General features: G+C 65.6%; 19 protein-coding genes, 1 tRNA gene and 1 other RNA gene. 7 read left to right on the top strand and 14 right to left on the bottom strand.

What is annotated here, in order from left to right; genetic code table 11:
* Nucleotides 1-4: 4 nt before the first annotated feature.
* The 3 genes from HDC95_RS02985 to HDC95_RS02975 are packed head-to-tail and all read right to left on the bottom strand — an operon-like array spanning nucleotide 5 to nucleotide 2638.
* Nucleotides 5-1183, bottom strand: coding sequence for an acetyl-CoA C-acyltransferase (locus HDC95_RS02985; RefSeq protein WP_259061688.1), 1179 nt, complete (start codon nucleotides 1181-1183; stop codon nucleotides 5-7).
* Nucleotides 1180-1833 (bottom strand): 3-oxoacid CoA-transferase subunit B, encoded by a 654-nt coding sequence (locus tag HDC95_RS02980; protein WP_259061687.1) that lies wholly within the window; start codon nucleotides 1831-1833, stop codon nucleotides 1180-1182. The genes HDC95_RS02985 and HDC95_RS02980 overlap by 4 nt, the downstream gene beginning before the upstream one ends.
* A gap of 1 nt (nucleotide 1834) precedes the next feature.
* Nucleotides 1835-2638 carry a CoA transferase subunit A gene (locus tag HDC95_RS02975; protein ID WP_259061686.1) on the bottom strand — a complete coding sequence of 268 codons (804 nt, stop codon included), beginning with the start codon at nucleotides 2636-2638 and terminating at the stop codon, nucleotides 1835-1837.
* Between the two features lie 110 nt (nucleotides 2639-2748).
* On the opposite strand from HDC95_RS02975, the gene HDC95_RS02970 reads away from it, so the two are divergent.
* From HDC95_RS02970 to HDC95_RS02960, 3 genes are read left to right on the top strand one after another with little or no spacing between them, the layout of a single operon-like run.
* Complete coding sequence (locus HDC95_RS02970; RefSeq protein WP_259061685.1) at nucleotides 2749-3528, top strand: IclR family transcriptional regulator; 780 nt, start codon at nucleotides 2749-2751, stop codon at nucleotides 3526-3528.
* Nucleotides 3529-3572: 44 nt separating this feature from the next.
* Entirely contained in the window at nucleotides 3573-4055 is a 483-nt protein-coding gene (locus tag HDC95_RS02965) for a YbaK/EbsC family protein (protein ID WP_259061684.1), read from the top strand.
* A 32-nt stretch (nucleotides 4056-4087) separates the two neighbouring features.
* Nucleotides 4088-4927 carry an SDR family NAD(P)-dependent oxidoreductase gene (locus HDC95_RS02960; protein ID WP_259061683.1) on the top strand — a complete coding sequence of 280 codons (840 nt, stop codon included), beginning with the start codon at nucleotides 4088-4090 and terminating at the stop codon, nucleotides 4925-4927.
* A gap of 83 nt (nucleotides 4928-5010) precedes the next feature.
* Here HDC95_RS02960 and HDC95_RS02955 read toward each other — a convergent pair.
* Nucleotides 5011-5083 (bottom strand) — tRNA-Lys (locus HDC95_RS02955).
* Between the two features lie 103 nt (nucleotides 5084-5186).
* Between HDC95_RS02955 and HDC95_RS02950 the strand changes: the two genes are divergently transcribed.
* The gene (locus HDC95_RS02950; RefSeq protein WP_259061682.1) at nucleotides 5187-5996 is read left to right on the top strand and encodes an inositol monophosphatase family protein; all 810 of its coding nucleotides are present in this window, start codon (nucleotides 5187-5189) and stop codon (nucleotides 5994-5996) included.
* A 13-nt stretch (nucleotides 5997-6009) separates the two neighbouring features.
* Nucleotides 6010-6585, top strand: coding sequence for a hypothetical protein (locus HDC95_RS02945; protein ID WP_259061681.1), 576 nt, complete (start codon nucleotides 6010-6012; stop codon nucleotides 6583-6585).
* 86 nt (nucleotides 6586-6671) lie between these two features.
* On the opposite strand, the gene ssrA is transcribed toward HDC95_RS02945, so the two are convergent.
* Nucleotides 6672-7041, bottom strand: a transfer-messenger RNA (tmRNA) gene (gene ssrA / locus HDC95_RS02940).
* 162 nt (nucleotides 7042-7203) lie between these two features.
* Between ssrA and HDC95_RS02935 the strand changes: the two genes are divergently transcribed.
* Complete coding sequence (locus HDC95_RS02935; protein ID WP_259061680.1) at nucleotides 7204-7869, top strand: SIMPL domain-containing protein; 666 nt, start codon at nucleotides 7204-7206, stop codon at nucleotides 7867-7869.
* 39 nt (nucleotides 7870-7908) lie between these two features.
* Here HDC95_RS02935 and hflX read toward each other — a convergent pair whose 3' ends face one another.
* The gene (gene hflX / locus HDC95_RS02930) at nucleotides 7909-9414 is read right to left on the bottom strand and encodes a GTPase HflX (RefSeq protein WP_259061679.1); all 1506 of its coding nucleotides are present in this window, start codon (nucleotides 9412-9414) and stop codon (nucleotides 7909-7911) included.
* Nucleotides 9415-9473: 59 nt separating this feature from the next.
* Here hflX and HDC95_RS02925 point away from each other — a divergent pair, with 59 nt between their 5' ends.
* Complete coding sequence (locus HDC95_RS02925; protein WP_259061678.1) at nucleotides 9474-10115, top strand: class I SAM-dependent methyltransferase; 642 nt, start codon at nucleotides 9474-9476, stop codon at nucleotides 10113-10115.
* A 21-nt stretch (nucleotides 10116-10136) separates the two neighbouring features.
* Here HDC95_RS02925 and HDC95_RS02920 read toward each other — a convergent pair whose 3' ends face one another.
* The 8 genes from HDC95_RS02920 to recA all read right to left on the bottom strand — a co-directional run bounded on the left by HDC95_RS02920 (nucleotide 10137) and on the right by recA (nucleotide 17832).
* Nucleotides 10137-11519 carry an LLM class flavin-dependent oxidoreductase gene (locus tag HDC95_RS02920; RefSeq protein ID WP_259061677.1) on the bottom strand — a complete coding sequence of 461 codons (1383 nt, stop codon included), beginning with the start codon at nucleotides 11517-11519 and terminating at the stop codon, nucleotides 10137-10139.
* 80 nt (nucleotides 11520-11599) lie between these two features.
* Nucleotides 11600-12472: a diaminopimelate epimerase gene (dapF, locus tag HDC95_RS02915; RefSeq protein ID WP_259061676.1), complete on the bottom strand. Its 873-nt coding sequence runs from the start codon at nucleotides 12470-12472 to the stop codon at nucleotides 11600-11602.
* An 81-nt stretch (nucleotides 12473-12553) separates the two neighbouring features.
* Complete coding sequence (locus HDC95_RS02910; RefSeq protein ID WP_310503222.1) at nucleotides 12554-12892, bottom strand: GNAT family acetyltransferase; 339 nt, start codon at nucleotides 12890-12892, stop codon at nucleotides 12554-12556.
* 25 nt (nucleotides 12893-12917) lie between these two features.
* Entirely contained in the window at nucleotides 12918-13445 is a 528-nt protein-coding gene (locus HDC95_RS02905; RefSeq protein WP_259061675.1) for a dihydrofolate reductase family protein, read from the bottom strand.
* A gap of 32 nt (nucleotides 13446-13477) precedes the next feature.
* Complete coding sequence (miaA, locus tag HDC95_RS02900) at nucleotides 13478-14383, bottom strand: tRNA (adenosine(37)-N6)-dimethylallyltransferase MiaA (protein ID WP_259062204.1); 906 nt, start codon at nucleotides 14381-14383, stop codon at nucleotides 13478-13480.
* 22 nt (nucleotides 14384-14405) lie between these two features.
* The gene (gene miaB, locus HDC95_RS02895) at nucleotides 14406-15956 is read right to left on the bottom strand and encodes a tRNA (N6-isopentenyl adenosine(37)-C2)-methylthiotransferase MiaB (RefSeq protein WP_259061674.1); all 1551 of its coding nucleotides are present in this window, start codon (nucleotides 15954-15956) and stop codon (nucleotides 14406-14408) included.
* Between the two features lie 32 nt (nucleotides 15957-15988).
* Complete coding sequence (locus tag HDC95_RS02890; protein WP_259061673.1) at nucleotides 15989-16777, bottom strand: regulatory protein RecX; 789 nt, start codon at nucleotides 16775-16777, stop codon at nucleotides 15989-15991.
* Nucleotides 16777-17832 (bottom strand): recombinase RecA, encoded by a 1056-nt coding sequence (gene recA, locus HDC95_RS02885; RefSeq protein WP_259061672.1) that lies wholly within the window; start codon nucleotides 17830-17832, stop codon nucleotides 16777-16779. The genes HDC95_RS02890 and recA overlap by 1 nt, the downstream gene beginning before the upstream one ends.
* Nucleotides 17833-17904 lie beyond the last annotated feature (72 nt).

Below are 17904 nucleotides of genomic sequence, written 5' to 3'. Positions count from 1 at the left end.
ACGATCAGCGCGTGAGGATCAGCGCTTCGCCCTGTCCGCCACCACCGCACAGGCCGACCGCTGCCGTGCCGCCCCCACGACGCACGAGTTCGTGAGCCACGTGCACGACCAGGCGGTTGCCCGACGCGCCGATCGGATGCCCGATGGCGATCCCGCCGCCGTGCACGTTGACGATGTCGTGCGAGATGCCGAGCTCCGACGTGGAGCGTGCCACCACAGCACCGAACGCCTCATTGATCTCCACGAGGTCGAGATCGGCGGCCGTGATGCCCTGCTTGTCGAGTGCGCGTTCGATCGCGCGCGCGGGCTGCGCCTGCAGCGAGTTGTCCGGTCCGGCGGTCTGGCCGTTGGCTCCGACCGTCACGAGTACCGGCCACCCGTGCGCCTCCGCGTTCTCGCGCGTCGTCACGACGACCGCTGAAGCGCCGTCCGAGATCTGGGACGAGTTGCCCGCGGTGATCGAACCGCCATCGGCGAATGCCGCTCGCAGCTTCCCGAGGGTCTCGGTCGTGGTCTCAGGGCGAATGCCCTCGTCCTTCGTGACGAGCAGTGGCTCGCCCTTGCGCTGCGGCACCTCGACGTGCACGATCTCCGCGTCGAACCCTCCGGCGTCTGTGGCCGCGGCCGCACGCTGGTGGGAGGCAGCAGCGACGGCATCCTGCGCCTCGCGCGTGAGCTCATAGCGTTCGTTGTGACGTTCGGTCGACGCGCCCATGCTCTCCTGGTCGTAGGCGTCGGTGAGGCCATCGAAGGCCATGTGGTCGAGCACCTCCACGCTGCCGTAGGTCCAGCCGTCGCGTGAGCCGATGAGCAGGTGCGGTGCACGCGTCATCGACTCCATGCCTGCGGCAACCACGGTCGTGGCGTCGCCGGTGCGGATCATGCGCGCGGCATCGATGATGGCCGTCAGCCCGGACAGGCAGACCTTGTTGACCGAGTGCGCTGGAACGTCCCACCCGATGCCGGCGCCGATGGCGGCCTGACGGGCGGCGTTCTGACCGGATCCGGCCGCGAGCACCTGACCGACGATCACTGCGTCGATCGCAGAAGGGTCGATCGCTGCCTGCGCCAGTGCGCCCTTGATCGCGAACGCACCGAGCTGCGGTGCGGTGAACGGGGCCAGCTGTCCCTTCAGCCTTCCCTGCGGCGTCCGTGCCGCCGCGACGATGACGATATCGGTCATGACTGCTCCTTGAATTCGTCCGAGATGACCAGCGGGGGTTCGGTGGCATCGATGACCTGCTGCGCGCTCACGCCGGGTGCGGTCTCCACCAGCACGAGCCCCTCGTCAGTGACATCGATCACCGCGAGGTCGGTGATGATCCGGTGAGCCACTCCCCTGCCTGTCAGAGGGAGGGAGCACTCGTTGACGATCTTCGCCGAGCCGTCCTTGGCGACATGCTCCATCAGGATGATGAGGCGGCCGGCTCCGTGGACGAGATCCATCGCGCCGCCCGGGCCTTTGACCATCTTGCCTGGGATCATCCAGTTCGCGAGGTCCCCCGTGGCCGACACCTGCATGGCGCCGAGGATCGCGGCGTCGATCTTGCCGGCACGGATCATGCCGAAGCTCGTGGCCGAGTCGAAGAACGCGGTTCCTGGAAGCGTCGTGACCGTCTCCTTGCCCGCGTTGATGAGGTCGGGGTCCACGTTCTCCTCGGTCGGATACGGACCGACTCCGAGGATGCCGTTCTCCGACTGCAGCACGAGCGTGACGCCGTCGGGCACATAGTTCGGAACGAGAGTGGGCAGGCCGATGCCGAGATTCACGTACGAGCCGTCTGTGAGCTCGGCTGCGGCGCGGGCGGCCATCTGCTCGCGGGTGAGTGCCATGTCAGGATCCTTCCTGTCCGGTGACGGTATCGGTGACGGCGCTCTGGGAGACGGTGCGGCGCTCGATGCGCTTCTCGATGTCTGTACCCACCTCGACGATGCGGTGTACGAAGACACCGGGCAGGTGCACACGATCCGGCTCGATCTCACCGGGTTCGAGGAGCTGCTCGACCTGCGCGATGCACACTCGTCCCGCCATGGCCGCGAGCGGGTTGAAGTTGCGTGCGGCCTTGTTGAAAACGAGGTTGCCATGCCGGTCCCCCGCCATCGCATGCACGAGGGCGAAGTCCGTGGTGATGGCCTCCTCGAGCACGAACTCCTTGGGCGTGCCGTTCACATCGAATGTGCGCACCTCTTTGACAGGCGACGCCACGGCGATGGATCCGTCGGCGTTGTAGCGGCGCGGAAGCCCTCCTTCGGCGACCTGCGTGCCGACCCCTGTCTGGGTGAAGAATGCGGCGACACCCGACCCGCCGGCTCTCAGCTTCTCGGCGAGCGTTCCCTGAGGCGTGAGCTCGAGCTCGAGTTCACCGGAGAGGAACTGGCGCTCGAACTCCTTGTTCTCACCGACGTACGACGACGTCATTTTACGTATGCGCTGCGCGTTCAGCAGGACCCCGAGTCCCCAGTCATCGACGCCGCAGTTGTTGCTCACGATACTGAGGTCGGTAGTCCCCTGTGCGAGCAGCGCCTCGATAAGGGCGATCGGGTTTCCGGACAGCCCGAAACCCCCGACTGCAAGGGATGCGCCGTCAGGGATGTCTGCGACGGCTTCCTCAGCCGACGCCCATTGCTTGTCGATCACGCATCACTCCTTCGTGTGAGGTCTTCTTCCAGCATCCGCCTGCCGAGAGCGAAATCGAAGCAGGATCTTGCGATGTGGTCGTTTGTCTCGGTAGCGTCCACATTGTGAACATGTCTCGAACCGTCCCCGGCGCGCAGGCCGTTGCTCGCGCCGCCAGCCTTTTGCGTCTTGTGACGGCGAGCGGTGAATCCGGGGCGAACCTGCACGAGCTGGCGCAGTCTGCCGATCTCTCCCGTTCGACTGCGCACCGGCTCCTGAGCGCGCTGCGGGCAGAGGGGCTCGTCGACCGCGATGAGGAGACGGCGAGATGGATGCCGGGACCGGAGCTGTTCCTCATGGGATCCGTCGCTGCGGCCCGCTATGACATCACCGCGCTCGCGCGCGATATCGTGCGTTCGCTCGCCGTGAAGACCGAGGAGAGCGCGTTCCTATCGGTGCGCCGGGCGGATGAGACCGTGTGCCTGGTGCGCGAGGAGGGCTCGTTCCCGATCCGCTCCTTCGTGCTCAGCGAGGGCGTACGGTTCCCACTCGGTGTCGCGAGCGCCGGCCTCGCGATTCTGGCGTTCCTTCCTGACCACGATGTGGATGCCTACTTCGAACGGCATCCTGAGCTCAGTGAGCGCTGGGGCCGCACGCATGACGTGAAGCCGCTTCGCACCAGACTCGCTGACACCAAGGAGCGCGGCTACGCGATCAATCCAGGGCTCATCGTCGAGGGGAGCTGGGGAATGGGCGCCGCGGCCTTCGATCGCGCAGGACGCCCCGAGTGGGCGCTGAGCCTGACGGGCGTGGAGTTCCGGTTCGGCCCCGATCGGATCGCACATCTCGGACGCACTCTGCTGGCCCACGCCCATCAGCTCTCGTCGCGCATCGCGAGCGCGCGGCGCTGAGACGCGTTCGACTCGACGCTGCGCTGGTTCGGTAGCGTGGGGCCATGACCGAGACGTCCCTTCCCGCGCGCAGCATCATCGTCATGCAGCATCTTGAGGCCGCCGGAGTGAATACCGAGATCACAGTGCTCCCCGACTCCGCGCGCACCGCCGCTGCAGCAGCCGCCGCGATCGGCTGCGACGTCGCAGCGATCGCCAACAGCCTGGTGCTCGTCGCCGATGGAGCGGCCGTCCTGGTGATGACCAGCGGCGGCCACCGGGTCGACTTCGATGTACTCCGCGCGAGCATCGGCGCCCAAGAAGTGGCCATGGCGCCGGCATCCGTCGTTCGGGAGGCCACCGGCCAGGCGATCGGCGGAGTGGCACCCGTCGGCCATCCTGCGCCACTGACGACATACCTAGACGAGGCCCTCGCCGCGTACGACGAGATCTGGGCGGCCGCCGGTCACCCGCACACGGTGATGCCGTTGACATTCGACACTCTTCGCACGCTCACCGGCGGTGAGGTCATCGCCGTCGCGAACTGATCGCGACTGCGCGGGAGGCTGAAGGAGAAGAGTTGCGCGACCGAAGAACCGTGGTGATCACAGGCGCCAGTGACGGGATCGGCGCGGCAGCTGCGCGCCGTCTGCACGCCGATGGACATGAGGTGGTCGTGGTCGGGCGCTCGCCGGCGAAGACGCGTGCGATAGCCGCGGACCTGAAGGCAGATCATCTGGTCGCCGACTACTCCCGGCTCGATGACGTACGCGAGCTCGCTGCGGCACTCGCTGCGAAGCATCCCCGGATCGACGTTCTCGCGAACAATGCGGGAGGCATGTTCGGCGCCAGAGCCGAAACCGTCGACGGGTTCGAGCAGACGTTCCAGGTGAACCACCTGGCCCCGTTCCTCCTCACGAATCTGCTGCAAGACGTCCTGATCGCCAGCCGCGCCACAGTCATCCAGACAGCAAGCGTCGCCGCCCGCCTGTTCGGCAGTATCGACATGGCCGATCTCAACAGTCGGCGACAGTACACGCCGATGAGGGCTTACGGCGCGGCGAAACTGGGGAATATCCTCTTCACCCGCGAGCTGCACAACCGCCTCAACCCTCACGGCGTGAACGCTGCAGCGTTTCACCCCGGTGTGATCGCTTCTGCGTTCGCCGCCGGCACGAGCAACAGGGCGATGGGCTTCCTCTACACGAACACCTTCGCGCGCAGGTTCCTCGGTACGCCCGCATCCGGCGCCGATCAGCTCGTCTGGCTCTCCGAGACGACTCCCGGTCAGGCGTGGGTGCCTGGGCTCTACTACGAGAAGCGCTCCGTCGCAGCTCGGGTGAACCCGCAGAGCACGAGGGATGATCTGGCTCATGAACTCTGGGAGCGAAGTGCGGCGATGACCGGGCTGAAGACCTGAGTGAATGGACGATCAGGCCATCGAATTCTGGGCTCAAAGCAGAAAAGCCTCGAAGACTGGCGAGAGTCTACGAGGCTGATCCGTGCACCCCCAGGGACTTGAACCCTGAACCCATTGATTAAGAGTCAATTGCTCTGCCGATTGAGCTAGAGGTGCGTGGCCCGGTTTCCCCGGCCGAGGAATTACACTACCAGTTTCACAGCGTCATGCGAAATCGAGGCGGCAGTCGTCCGCGCACGACGGCGACTATCCTGAGAGTGTGACCGACTCCCCCGCAGCCGCTGATTTCGCGAGCGATCTCACCCTCGCCCTTCGGCTGGCAGACGTCGCCGACGCACAGTCCCTTCCCCGCTTCGACGCGAGCGATCTGAGGATCTCGACGAAAGCCGATCGCTCCCATGTGACCGACGCCGATCTCGCGACGGAGCGCGCCATCCGCGCTCTTCTCGCCGAAGAACGCCCCGGCGACGGCATCCTCGGCGAGGAATTCGGAACCGAAGGCGAAAGCCATCGTCAGTGGATCATCGACCCGATCGACGGCACAGCGAACTTCATGCGCGGTGTGCCGCTGTGGGGCACGATGATCTCACTCGCCGTCGAAGGAACACCCCATGTCGGCGTCGTCAGCATGCCGGCACTGGGCCGGCGCTGGTGGGCATCGACCGGCACCGGCGCATGGACGGCGACGGATGCCGACCCCAGGCGCCTTGAGACTTCGGCGGTGGCGTCGCTGGATGACGCGGCCGTGAGCTTCCAGAGCATCACACAGTGGGCGGATGCCGGGCATCTCCCCGCACTGCTGCGCATCGCAGATCGCGTGTGGCGGGACCGCGCCCTCGGTGACGTGTATTCGTACATGCTGCTCGCAGAGGGACGTCTCGAGATGGTCGCGGAGTTCGACGTCAAGGAATACGACATCGCCGCCGCGGTGCCGATCGTGCGCGAAGCCGGCGGGACATTCACCTCGTTCGACGGCGTCGACACGATCGCAGCCCGTTCGACCCTGGCCACCAACGGGCTGCTGCACGACGCGTTCCTCGAACTCGCTCACGCGACCCAGAATCCCTGACCCGAAAGCAGCGATGATCCGCCGTATCTCTTCCACCGCGCTCGCAGCCGTGATGATCGCACTGACGCTGTCGGCGTGCTCCGCCGCAGCTGAGCCGGAAACGACTCCGACGCCGAAACCCACCAAGACGACGGCCCCGTCACCTGAGCCGACGCCCACGCCGACCGCGACGCCAGAGCCGGAGAAGACTGCCGGAGCCGCGCCTACCTGCGAGACGATCATCGCGCCCAGCACTGTCGCGGCGCTGAGCGAGCATGGTTGGACCCACCAGGAGAAGGAGTTCCGTCTCGGCGCCGACGTGATCGAGGGCGGCATCCAGTGCGTCTGGGGCGATTTCTCCGTCGCATCCGATCACGTGCAGGTCTTCGGATGGGCGCCGATCGATCAGGCGACATCGAGCGCCGCGCAGCAGAAGCTCTTCGCTGAGGGGTGGCAGCGTGCAGATACCGACGGGCACGTGTACATCACCGAGAATCCCGACTTCGCCATCGCTGTCGACGAAGAAGGCTTCGGCATGACGTACGAGTTCGGCGACGGCTGGGCGAAGGTCGCAGACACCAGGCGGCGTCTCATCCTGGTCGACTTCTAGTGAGCTGACCAGGCGATCACCGGACACAGAGAAGCCCTTCGAAACCGTGTACACGGTTTCGAAGGGCTTCATCAGTGACAGTGGCTTTGTGGAGCTGGGGGGAATCGAACCCCCGTCCAACGCCGAGTATCCACGGCTTCTCCGGGCGCAGTCTGTGCAGACGTTCTACTCGGCTCCGACCTTTGTCACAGACACCTAAGTCGACAAGCCCAGCCTGGGAAGAGTCCCGTGTGACGTCCAGACGCCGTCACACAGCAAGATTCCTAGATGACGCCAGGATCCGTATCGGAATCACATACGGCCTGACGGACTATCGGGCTCGCTTATGCAGCGAGGGCGAAGTCGTTGCGCTTTGTTTCGGCAACTATTGTTTTGCAGGGAGCGTTCACGAGATAACCCTGCATCCTCGGCCCGCTTCACGTGAATTCACAAGCACTGTCGAAACCGATCAGCCCCGTGTGTCTTCTTTCGAAGGAACCACTGTCACTCTGTGGATTTATCAGCACAGGTATCGAAACACCCGAGCATCACAGGATACAACGGATTCGGCCCGCACGCTATTCCGATGCCGGTGCCGGCATCGAGGTCCGGACGTGAGGCTGGCGTAGAGTCGCTCCCATGAGCGATGTCACCATCACCGTCCGCGGCGAGAACGAAGCACGTGTGGTCCCGGAACGCGCGACGATCCGCGTCACCGTACGCACGGAGGGGCCCGAGCGCACCTCGGTCGTCGATCAGCTCATGCACCTCGCCGAGCCGGTGCGCGCCAGCATCACTCAGTGCAAGGATGCCGGCACGGTGGCCGAGTGGGCGAGCAAGCGCCTCGCGGTGAGCGCTGACCGACCCTGGAACAATGAGGGCAAGCGCCTGGCGCTGGTCTATCGCGCGAGCGTCGACTTCAGCGCCACGTTCACGGATCCATCCGAGCTGTCGATCTGGGTGTCAGACATCTCGGCCTGGGACGGCGTCGAGGTCAGCTGGGTGGATTGGCATCTCACACCGGAGACCCGCACGCGCGTCGAGCGCGATGTCGCCTCCTCGGCGGTCAACGTCGCTGTCGCACGCGCAGAGGCATACGCCGCCGCTCTGGGACTCGCTTCGGTCACGCCCATCGAGATCGCCGACGTCGGCCTCATCTCCCACGGCCAGACGCCGGGCGCTCCGCAGACGATGAAGGCGCGGGGCGCCGCATTCGTCGCTGCCGATTCCGCGCCGTCCATGGAGTACGAGCCAGACGAGATCGTCGTGTCGGCGACGGTGGAAGCGCGCTTCAACGCGCGCTGAATCGTCCGACGAGAAGCCGTCGGGTGCGACCGCACCCGCTCAGAGCGCGAAGGGCGCCAGTTCTGCTGCCAGCCGCTCGGACACGTGCGCACGGACATCGGTGCCCTTCTCGCCGTGCTCCGCCGACAACAGCATCCCGGTCTCGTGGATGGCCGCAACGAGATCGCCGCGGTCGTACGGCACCATCGCATGCACCTCTACGGCGGGCTTCGGCAACGCCTCGTCGATCGCGGCCCGCAGCTCTTCGATGCCCTCACCGGATCGTGACGACACGAAGTGCGCACGCGGTTCGAGGCCCTGCAGCACGAGGCGGTCGTCATCTGAGATGAGATCGGCCTTGTTGAACACGACGATCTCGGGAAGACCACGCACTCCGACGTCGCCCATCACGTCGCGGACGGTCTGAAGCTGTCCTGCAGGATCGGGATGCGACCCGTCGACGACGTGCAGCACGATGTCAGCCTCGCCGACCTCTTCCAGCGTGGAGCGGAACGCCTCGACGAGCTGATGCGGCAGGTTGCGTACGAAGCCCACCGTGTCGGTGAACGTGTACACGCGACCGTCAGAGGTCTCCGTGCGCCGCACCGTGGCGTCCAAGGTCGCGAACAACGCGTTCTCGACCAGCACGCCTGCGCTGGTCAATGCGTTGAGCAGACTCGATTTGCCCGCGTTCGTGTAACCGGTGATCGCCACCGACGGAATGGTGTTGCGCTTGCGCTCGGCGCGCTTGGCCTCGCGTGCCGGCCCGAAATCGCGGATCTGCCGACGCAGCAGCGCCATCTTGGTGCGGATGCGCCGTCGATCCAACTCGATCTTCGTCTCACCCGGTCCCCGTGAGCCCATGCCAACGCCGCCGGCACCGACCTGTCCACCGGCCTGTCGGCTCATGGAGTCACCCCAGCCGCGCAGGCGCGGCAGCAGATACTCCAGCTGAGCCAGCTCCACCTGGGCCTTGCCCTCGCGACTCTTGGCGTGCTGGCTGAAGATGTCGAGAATGACCGTCGTGCGGTCGATGACCTTCACCTTGACGACGTCTTCCAGTGCACGCCGCTGGCTCGGTGCGAGCTCAGTGTCGGCGATCACCGTGTCGGCGCCGGTCGCAGCGACGAGGTCCTTGAGTTCCTGCGCCTTGCCGCGGCCGAGATATGTCGCAGGGTCCGGATTCGGGCGGCGCTGCAGCACGGCGTCGAGCACCACGGCACCTGCCGTCTCGGCAAGAGCGGCGAGTTCGCGAAGCGAGTTCTCGGCGTCCGTCTGGGCGCCCTGCGGGTACACGCCGACCAGCACGACGTTCTCGAGTCGCAGCTGTCGATATTCGACCTCGGTGACGTCTTCGAGTTCGGTCGAGAGACCGACGACGCGACGCAGCGCGTGGCGATCCTCCAGATCCCACTGGTCGCCATCGCGATCGCTGTACACGGCTGTGGCGGAGTCCTGCAGCGCTTGGGCTGTGCCGAAGACCCGGGCTTGTGTGCGCGTCTCTGCGCTCGCAAGCACGCGATCCAGCGTCTCGTCGTTGAGTGTCTCGTCTGTGGCTTTCGTCATCCTCTGCCTTCTGTGTGCGACATCTTAATCTTAACCCTGCTGTCCGGTACGCTCACCGTATGGGGTCTGATCACTACTTCACTGCGGCCCCGGCAAGTGCGGAGAATCTGCGAAGCATCCGGGTGACGCTCGCAGGTCGTGAACTCGAGGTGACGACCGCTGGTGGCGTCTTCAGCCCCGACCGCGTGGATGCCGGCACCGCAGTCCTCTTCGCCAGCATGCCTCCGCTGCCACCCAGCGGCAATTTCCTCGACCTCGGAAGCGGGTGGGGACCCATCAGCATCACGATGGCTCTCGCCTCTCCTCACGCCACCGTGTGGGCGGTCGATGTGAATGAGCGCGCCCTGGACCTTGTTCGTCGAAATGCCGAATCTCTCGGCATCACCAATATCAACGCCGTGCAGCCCGATGATGTTCCCGACGATGTCGTCTTCCGCACCATCCGATCCAATCCGCCGATCCGCGTCGGCAAGAATGTGCTGCACGACATGCTCGAACGCTGGATCCCCCGTCTCGATGAGCGCAGCGACGCCTGGCTCGTCGTACAGCGCAACCTCGGCGCTGATTCACTCCAGCGATGGCTGGCAGCGACGTTCCAGCCCGGGTACAGCGTCTTCCGCACCGCGACCGGCAAGGGCTACCGCATCCTCAAGGTGCGAAAGCATGGCACTCCCGCGACCGAGCCGATCGCCATCGCCTGAGCGAGCGCGCGCTGAACGCGCTCAGACCTTGGCCGCGTTGCGCAGGCTGTAGCCGGCACCGCGATGCTCGTCGGGCAGCCGGTCGCCGCGCCCGTGCAGCTTGTGACGGAGCGTCCCTGGAACGTACTGCGTCTGATACACGCCGCGATGCTGCAATTCGGGCACGATGAACTCGACGATGTCCTCGAACGTGCCTGGCGTTATGGCGTACGCGAGGTTGAAGCCGTCGACGTCCGTCTCTTCGACCCACTCCTGAAGGAAGTCGGCGACCTCGACGGCCGAACCCACGACGCGTGGCCCGAGTCCTCCGATGTTACCGAGCCGGGCGATGTCGCGGACCTTCCATTCCTTGCCGTCTTCGTCGGCCTGCTGGAAGTTCGCCACCGTCGACTGAATGGCATTGCTCTTGACGTTGCCGATCGGCTCGTCGAGGTCGTACTGCGACAGGTCGATCCCCATCCAGCCCGACATGAACACCAGTGCGCCCTCATCGCTCGCATACTGCAGGTAGTCGTCGTGCTTGGCGTGCGCCTTCTCGCTGGTCTCGTCCGTGATGATCGTCAGGAGCGTGTAGATCTTGGCGGAGTAGCGGTCACGCCCTGCCGCCTCTAGCGCATCTCGGATGCGCGAGACGACTCCTGCGAGCACCGCCTTGGTGGGAGCGGCGACGAAGATCGCCTCGGCGTTTCCCGCGGCGAACGCGATGCCGCGGGGAGAGGCGCCGGCCTGATAGATGACGGGCGTGCGCTGCGGCGACGGCTCGGAGATGTGGATGCCCGGAACCGTGAAGTGCTCGCCCCGATGCCCGATCTCATGCACCTTGGACGGATCGGTGAACACACCGCTCTCGCGGTCACGGATGACGGCATCGTCCTCCCACGATCCCTCCCACAGCTTGTACGTGACCTCAAGGTACTCGTCGGCCACGTCATAGCGCTGATCATGCTCGAGCTGGTCGTCGTGTCCCATGTTGCGAGCAGCGGAGGGCAGGTAGCCGGTGACGACGTTCCATCCGACGCGTCCGCCCGTGAGGTGGTCGAGGGTCGACATACGCCGCGCGAACGGGTACGGATGCTCGTAGGCGGTTCCCGCTGTCACGCCGAAGCCGAGGTGCTCGGTCACTGCAGCCATGGCGCTGACGAGAAGAACGGGGTCGTTGACCGGCACCTGGGCACCGTGTCGGATGGCGGCTTCGTTCGAGCCGCCGTACACGTCATAGGTGCCGAGAACGTCCGCGATGAAGATCCCGTCGAAGTGCCCCCGCTCCAACAGCCTCGCCAGATCGGTCCAGTAGCCGAGCTCCTTGTAGCGCGCGGACTGGTCGAGCGGATGCCGCCACATTCCTGACGATTGATGGGCCACACAGTTCATGTCGAATGCGTTGAAGCGGATCTGCCTGCTCATGTGCACCATCGTGAGCCATGACGCGCTACGGCCGCTCGTCGGGCGTCATCCGACGACTCATTCGCCGCCGATCGCGCGAATCAGACGAGGTCGATGGTGCCGCTGTAGACGAGCTGCGCCGGCCCTGACAGCGCGACGTGCTCACCATCCTCGGCCGGGAACATCCGGACGCCCAGGGTGCCGCCTGGCACCTCGACGCTCCAGTTGTGGGGCGCTCGTTCGCCCGCCCAGTAACGCACGGCGAGGGCGGCGGCTGCGACACCGGTACCGCAACTGAGGGTCTCGCCCACTCCGCGCTCGAACACGCGCATCTTGACGTGCCCGATGCCGTCGCGGACGAGCGGCTCCCCCGGTACGACGAACTCCACATTCGCTCCGGCCGGCAACTGCGGCTCGAGCTCGGGGATGTACTCGAGTTCGAGACCAGCGAGCTCTTCATCCGATGCCAGGGCGACCACGACGTGCGGGTTGCCCACGTCGATGCCGAGCCCGGGGCGCGCGACGTCGAGGCCGCGGGCCTTCGCAAGAGGGTCATCGCCGGAGAGGCGCCAGCGCCCGAGATCGACCTGATAGCCCGTACCGCTGCGCGTCACGTCGCGCACACCGGCGCGTGTGCCGATCGGCAGAGTCGCGCCCGGCTCGATGACGGCGAGTCCGGCGCCGACCAGGTAGTGGGCGAAGACGCGGATGCCGTTGCCGCACATCTCAGCGATCGATCCATCGGCGTTTCGGTAGTCCATGAACCATTCGGCGGCAGGTTCCTCAGCGAGCGATGCGGCACCTTCAGGGAGCGCAGCGGAGCGCACCACGCGAAGGATTCCATCCGCACCGATCCCGAAATGCCGGTCGCAGAGGACGGCGACCTGCTCTGGCGTGAGATCCAGCTCGCCGTCTGCATCTGGAATGATGACGAAATCGTTGCCGGTGCCGTGCCCTTTGGTGAATGCGACCATGCGAGACAGTCTAGAGAGGTCGATGACGTCGTGATAACGCGCCTCATCAGTCGAACTCGCCGAGTCGTGGGAAGCGGCCGTCTAAGCCTCGTCAGAGATGAGCCGCTTACCGGTGTTCGCCACGTCGAACCGCTCGTAGCCGAGCTGATCGGAGAAGTCGAGCGCCGCTTCATTGTCGCGCCGCACCATCAACTGCACCTTCGGGCAGCCCATCTCGAGCAGGAGACGCTCGGCCTCGGCGACCAGGCCCCGGCCGATGCCCGAGCCACGGAGCTCTGGCGTCGACGCCAGATAGTAGAGCCATCCGCGGTGACCATCGTAGCCGGCCATCACCGTGCCCACGACACGAGCCGGGTTGTCGTGCGCCTCAGGGATCTCGGCGACGAGGAACAGCTCCGACTGCACTTTCTGCTTGCGCACCCGATCGAGGCTAGCAAGCGACCGATCAGTCGCGAACCACGCGGTACCGACCGCACATGAAGTCGCGGTTGCGCGCCACGTCGAGCAGTTCGAGATCGAGCATGCGTGGCAGCAACGGCGCTCCGGAGCCGAGCGTGACCGGCGCGAACTGAACCCAGACTTCGTCGAGCAGCCCCGCGTCAGCGAACTGGCCGGCAAGGTCACCGCCGCCGACCACCCACAAGTCTTTGCCGGCGGCGGCCGCGATCATCGCGGCGTGCACTTCGGAGATCGGATCGCGGGTCAGCGTCACGTCGGCGCCGTCGGGAATCGCCAGCTCGCGATGGGTGAACACCCACGTCGGCTGGGTGTATCCCCAGCGCCCCTCCTCATGCTCGAGCACCCATTCGTAGGTGGATGCCCCCATCGCCAGGGCTCCGATCGTCTTCTCGAACTGCTGATACGCCATCGGCCCCTCGGCGTCGACGTCTTGCTTCAACAGCCAGTCGAGTGAGTGCTTCTCCGTCGCGATGAAGCCGTCAAGGCTGGAGGCAGTGAAGAAATGTGTGGTCATGTCTCCATGATGGAGCTGAGCACCGACATCGATCAGATCAGTGCTGCGGGATCGCTCCCCGGCACGAGCCAGTCAAGTCCCGGATAGCGTCTGAACCACGACACCTGGCGCCTTGCGTAGCGGCGAGTGAGCGATTGGGTCGCGGCAACAGCCTCGGCCTCGGTCATCTCCCCATTCAGCTGCGCGAGAACCTGCGCGTAGCCGATCGCCCTGCGAGCGGTGACGCCGTCCTCCAAGCCGTGCTGGCGCAGATGTGCGACCTCGTCCAGCATCCCGCTCGCCCACATCTTCTCGACACGTCTATCGAGCCGCTCGACCAACTCGGGCCTGTCGACGTGCACGCCGAGGATACGGGTGGCCGGGCGCCAGAGCTCTGGTGCCTCCGGTAAGGCGGCCCCGTGCGTCCGCTCACCCTGTTCGAGCACTTCCAGCGCACGGACGACGCGGCGACCGTTCTTCGGATCGATTCGCGCAGCAGTGGCGGCATCCGCCTGTGCAAGACGTGCGAACAGTGCAGCGGCTCCGTGTATCTCCAGATCGCGCTCGAGACGCTCTCGCACGTCCGCGTCGCGCGGCGGAAAGCGAAAATCGAAGATCACACTGGAGACGTAAAGGCCGGAGCCGCCCACCAGGATCGCGTCACCACCACGGGAGTGGATGTCTTCGATCGCCGTGCGCGCGAGCGGCTGATACCAGGCGACAGCCGCTTCGTCACGTACATCGCGGACGTCGAACAGATGATGAGGGATGCCGCGACGTTCATCCACGGAGAGCTTGGCCGTGCCGATGTCCATGCCTCGATACAGCTGCATGGCATCCGCATTGACGATCTCCGCCGGATTACCGGTGCGCCTGAGGCTCTCAGCGAGCCGTAGCGCGAGATCGCTCTTGCCGGTTCCCGTTGCGCCGACGATGGCCCACAGTCGGGGCCCGTCGATGGGCTCGGAAACCGGACGAGGGTCAGACACCGACGCGGAGCGTGGGAAGACCGAGCGACACAGCGCGCGGGGCACCGGCCTCTCCGGCCGGTGCCGGGATGCCGCATGACTCGGCCTGCGCGCGGTCCCAGGCGTCCCCACCGCGAGTACGGCGGATGCGCAGCGGCGCGCCGCTCGGGTCGTCGGCGAGGAGGTGGAAGGGCGCACCGTGCGTGATCCTGACAGTCACCACGTCGCCGGGACGAGGGACGTCCGATCCTTCGGTGACTTCGAAATGCACGAGGCGGTTGTCTTCGGCGCGACCGGTGAGACGGTGCGTCGCGGCGTCTTTCTTGCCTTCGCCGACGGAAACGAGCACCTCGACTTCGCGGCCGATCTGCTTCTGGTTCTCTTCCAGTGAGATGCGCTCCTGAAGGGCGAGGAGTCGGTTGTACCGTTCCTGCACCACCGCCTTCGGGACCTGGTCCTCCATCGTCGCTGCGGGGGTGCCCTCGCGGATGGAGTACTGGAAGGTGAAGGCGTTGGCGAATCGTGCCTGCTCCACGACGCGCATGGTGTCTTCGAAGTCCTCGTCAGTCTCCCCCGGGAATCCGACGATGATGTCGGTCGAGATCGCCGCATGAGGCATCCGCTCACGAACACGATCGAGGATGCCGAGGAACTTCGAGCTGCGGTAGGAGCGGCGCATCGCCTTGAGCACGCGGTCGCTGCCCGACTGCAGCGGCATGTGCAGCTGGGGCATCACCGATGGTGTCTCGGCCATGGCGTCGATGACATCGTCGGTGAAGGCAGCCGGGTGCGGGCTGGTGAACCGGATGCGCTCGAGGCCCTTGATGTCGCCGGCAGCCCGCAGCAACTTGCTGAACGCCTGGCGGTCGCCGAACTCGACGCCGTACGAGTTGACGTTCTGGCCGAGCAGGGTGACCTCGATCGCGCCGTCTTCCACGAGCAGACGGATCTCGTTCAGGATGTCGCCGGGGCGGCGATCCTTCTCTTTGCCTCGCAGGCTCGGAACGATGCAGAAGGTGCAGGTGTTGTTGCACCCGACCGAGATCGATACCCAGCCGCTGTGTGCGGAGTCGCGCTTCGTGGGCAGGGTCGAGGGGAACACCTCCAGGGACTCGAGGATCTCGAGCTCGGCGTCGCCGTTGTGGCGTGCGCGTTCGAGAAGTCCCGGCAGAGAGCCCATGTTGTGAGTGCCGAACACGACGTCGACCCAGGGTGCCTTGTCGAGCACTGCGTCCTTGTCCATCTGGGCGAGGCAGCCGCCGACGGCGATCTGCATGCCCTCCTTACGGCGCTTGATGGACGCGAGATGCCCGAGCGTGCCGTAGAGCTTGCCTGCAGCATTGTCACGAACCGCGCAGGTGTTGATGATGACGACGTCAGCCTCGGTGGCAGGGTCGGCACGGACGTAGCCGGCGCTCTCCAGCGAACCGGAAAGTCGTTCGGAGTCGTGCACATTCATCTGGCACCCGAAGGTGCGCACCTCGTAGGTCCGCTGACGTCCGTCGACGTCGACGGCCGCCGACGAGGCCTGGATGATCGTCGGTTCGCTGCTCAGGATAGTCATGGTGAACCCATTCTACGAGCGATCCAGCCGAGTCACTCCGAGTCGACGAATCGCACGCCGCTCGTCGGCTTTCCCGAGGACGCCTCAGTCAGTGCCGTCCGCGCCGCGCTCATCGCGACGGAGCCGCCGTATCCGCGTCGCGCGAGTTGGCCCATGAGCCGGCGCAGCGCGGTGTCGAAGTCGAGCCGCGCCATGGACCGCGCCTTGGTCCTGGCGAAATCCAGGGCGCGCTCGGCGTCGTCGTCCGGCAGATCGCCGAGCGCAATCTCGACGACGTCTCGCGGGATGCCGCGTTGTGCCAGAGCGCGCGACAGTGCGACGCGTCCCTGCCCCTTGCGCTCGATGCCCGAGATCACCAGCTGTTCAGCGAGGATGACGTCATCGAGGTAGCCGCGCCGGCAGAAGTCGTCGATCACGTCGTCGATCTGCGAAGGATCGAGATCGTGACCGCGCAACACGAGACGCGCTTCTGAGATTGACAGCGACCGCGCCCGCAGCTTGCGAACAAGAGACTCTTCGCCGATGGCGCGGACCTGATCGGGGTCATACGTCGGCTCCTGGTCGTCTGTACGATCCTGTTCATGCGCAGATCGCATCGCGCGCAGCCGGGGTGCAACCGTGTCGTTGTCGTTCGCCGCCGCCATGGAATCCGAGTCCACCGGTTCGATCGATGTGAGGCCCTCGCGAGCGGGTTCAGAGTCGCTCGGCCCTGCCTTCTCTGCTCCCTGCGGGGTGGGGAGAGCAGACGCCGGCGTGACTTTTCCGCCGAAAAGGGGAATCACGGGGGCGAGGCGGGCCTCGCCCCCGTCATCGACAGTCATCAGGCCGAAACGCGCTGCGTGAGCTCGTCCGCAGATTCAGGAGCTGCATCGGCGACCGCGCCACCGATGCCGAGCTTCTGCTTGATCTTGGTCTCGATCTCCAGAGCGACGTCAGCGTTCTTGATGAGGAACGAGCGTGCGTTCTCCTTGCCCTGTCCCAGCTGATCTCCGTCGTAGGTGTACCACGAGCCCGACTTCTTCACGAGGCCATGTTCCACACCGAAATCTATGAGGCTGCCTTCACGCGAGATCCCTGTTCCGTACAGGATGTCGAACTCCGCCTGCTTGAACGGAGGTGCCATCTTGTTCTTCACGACCTTGACGCGGGTGCGGTTTCCCACCGCTTCGGTACCGTCCTTCATCGTCTCGATACGACGGATGTCGAGGCGGACCGAGGCGTAGAACTTGAGCGCCTTACCACCGGCCGTCGTCTCCGGCGAACCGAAGAAGACACCGATCTTCTCGCGCAACTGGTTGATGAAGATCATGGTGGTGTTCGTCTGGCTCAGACCACCGGTGAGCTTACGAAGCGCCTGCGACATGAGCCGTGCCTGCAGACCCACGTGCGAGTCGCCCATCTCGCCCTCGATCTCGGCACGTGGAACCAGCGCCGCGACGGAGTCGATGACGATGAGGTCGATGGCACCGGAACGCACGAGCATGTCGGCGATCTCGAGAGCCTGCTCCCCCGTGTCGGGCTGAGAGACCAGGAGCGCGTCGATGTCGACCCCGAGCTTCTTCGCGTACTCAGGGTCGAGCGCATGCTCGGCGTCGATGAAGGCGGCGATGCCCCCGCCTCGCTGCGCGTTGGCGATCGCGTGCAGCGTCAGCGTCGTCTTACCTGACGATTCCGGGCCGTAGATCTCAACGATGCGGCCACGCGGTAGGCCGCCGACGCCGAGAGCGACGTCGAGGGCGATGGAGCCGGTCGGGATGACGGCGACCGGCGCACGCTCATCACTGCCCAGCCGCATGACTGAGCCCTTACCGAACTGACGATCGATCTGGGCGAGAGCCGATTCCAGGGACTTCTCGCGGTCTGCGGGTGATGGCATGACGTGCTCCTAATTGTTCGCGTGGTGCCGCCTGTAGGCTGTCGCGGCTACCCCGACTGGGGCGAACTCTCC

Origin of the sequence: Microbacterium sp. AK031, assembly GCF_024807145.1 — a bacterium.
Taxonomy (GTDB): domain Bacteria; phylum Actinomycetota; class Actinomycetes; order Actinomycetales; family Microbacteriaceae; genus Microbacterium.
Note: the sequence above shows the minus strand (reverse complement) of the source record. Positions and strands in the feature narration are given on the sequence as shown.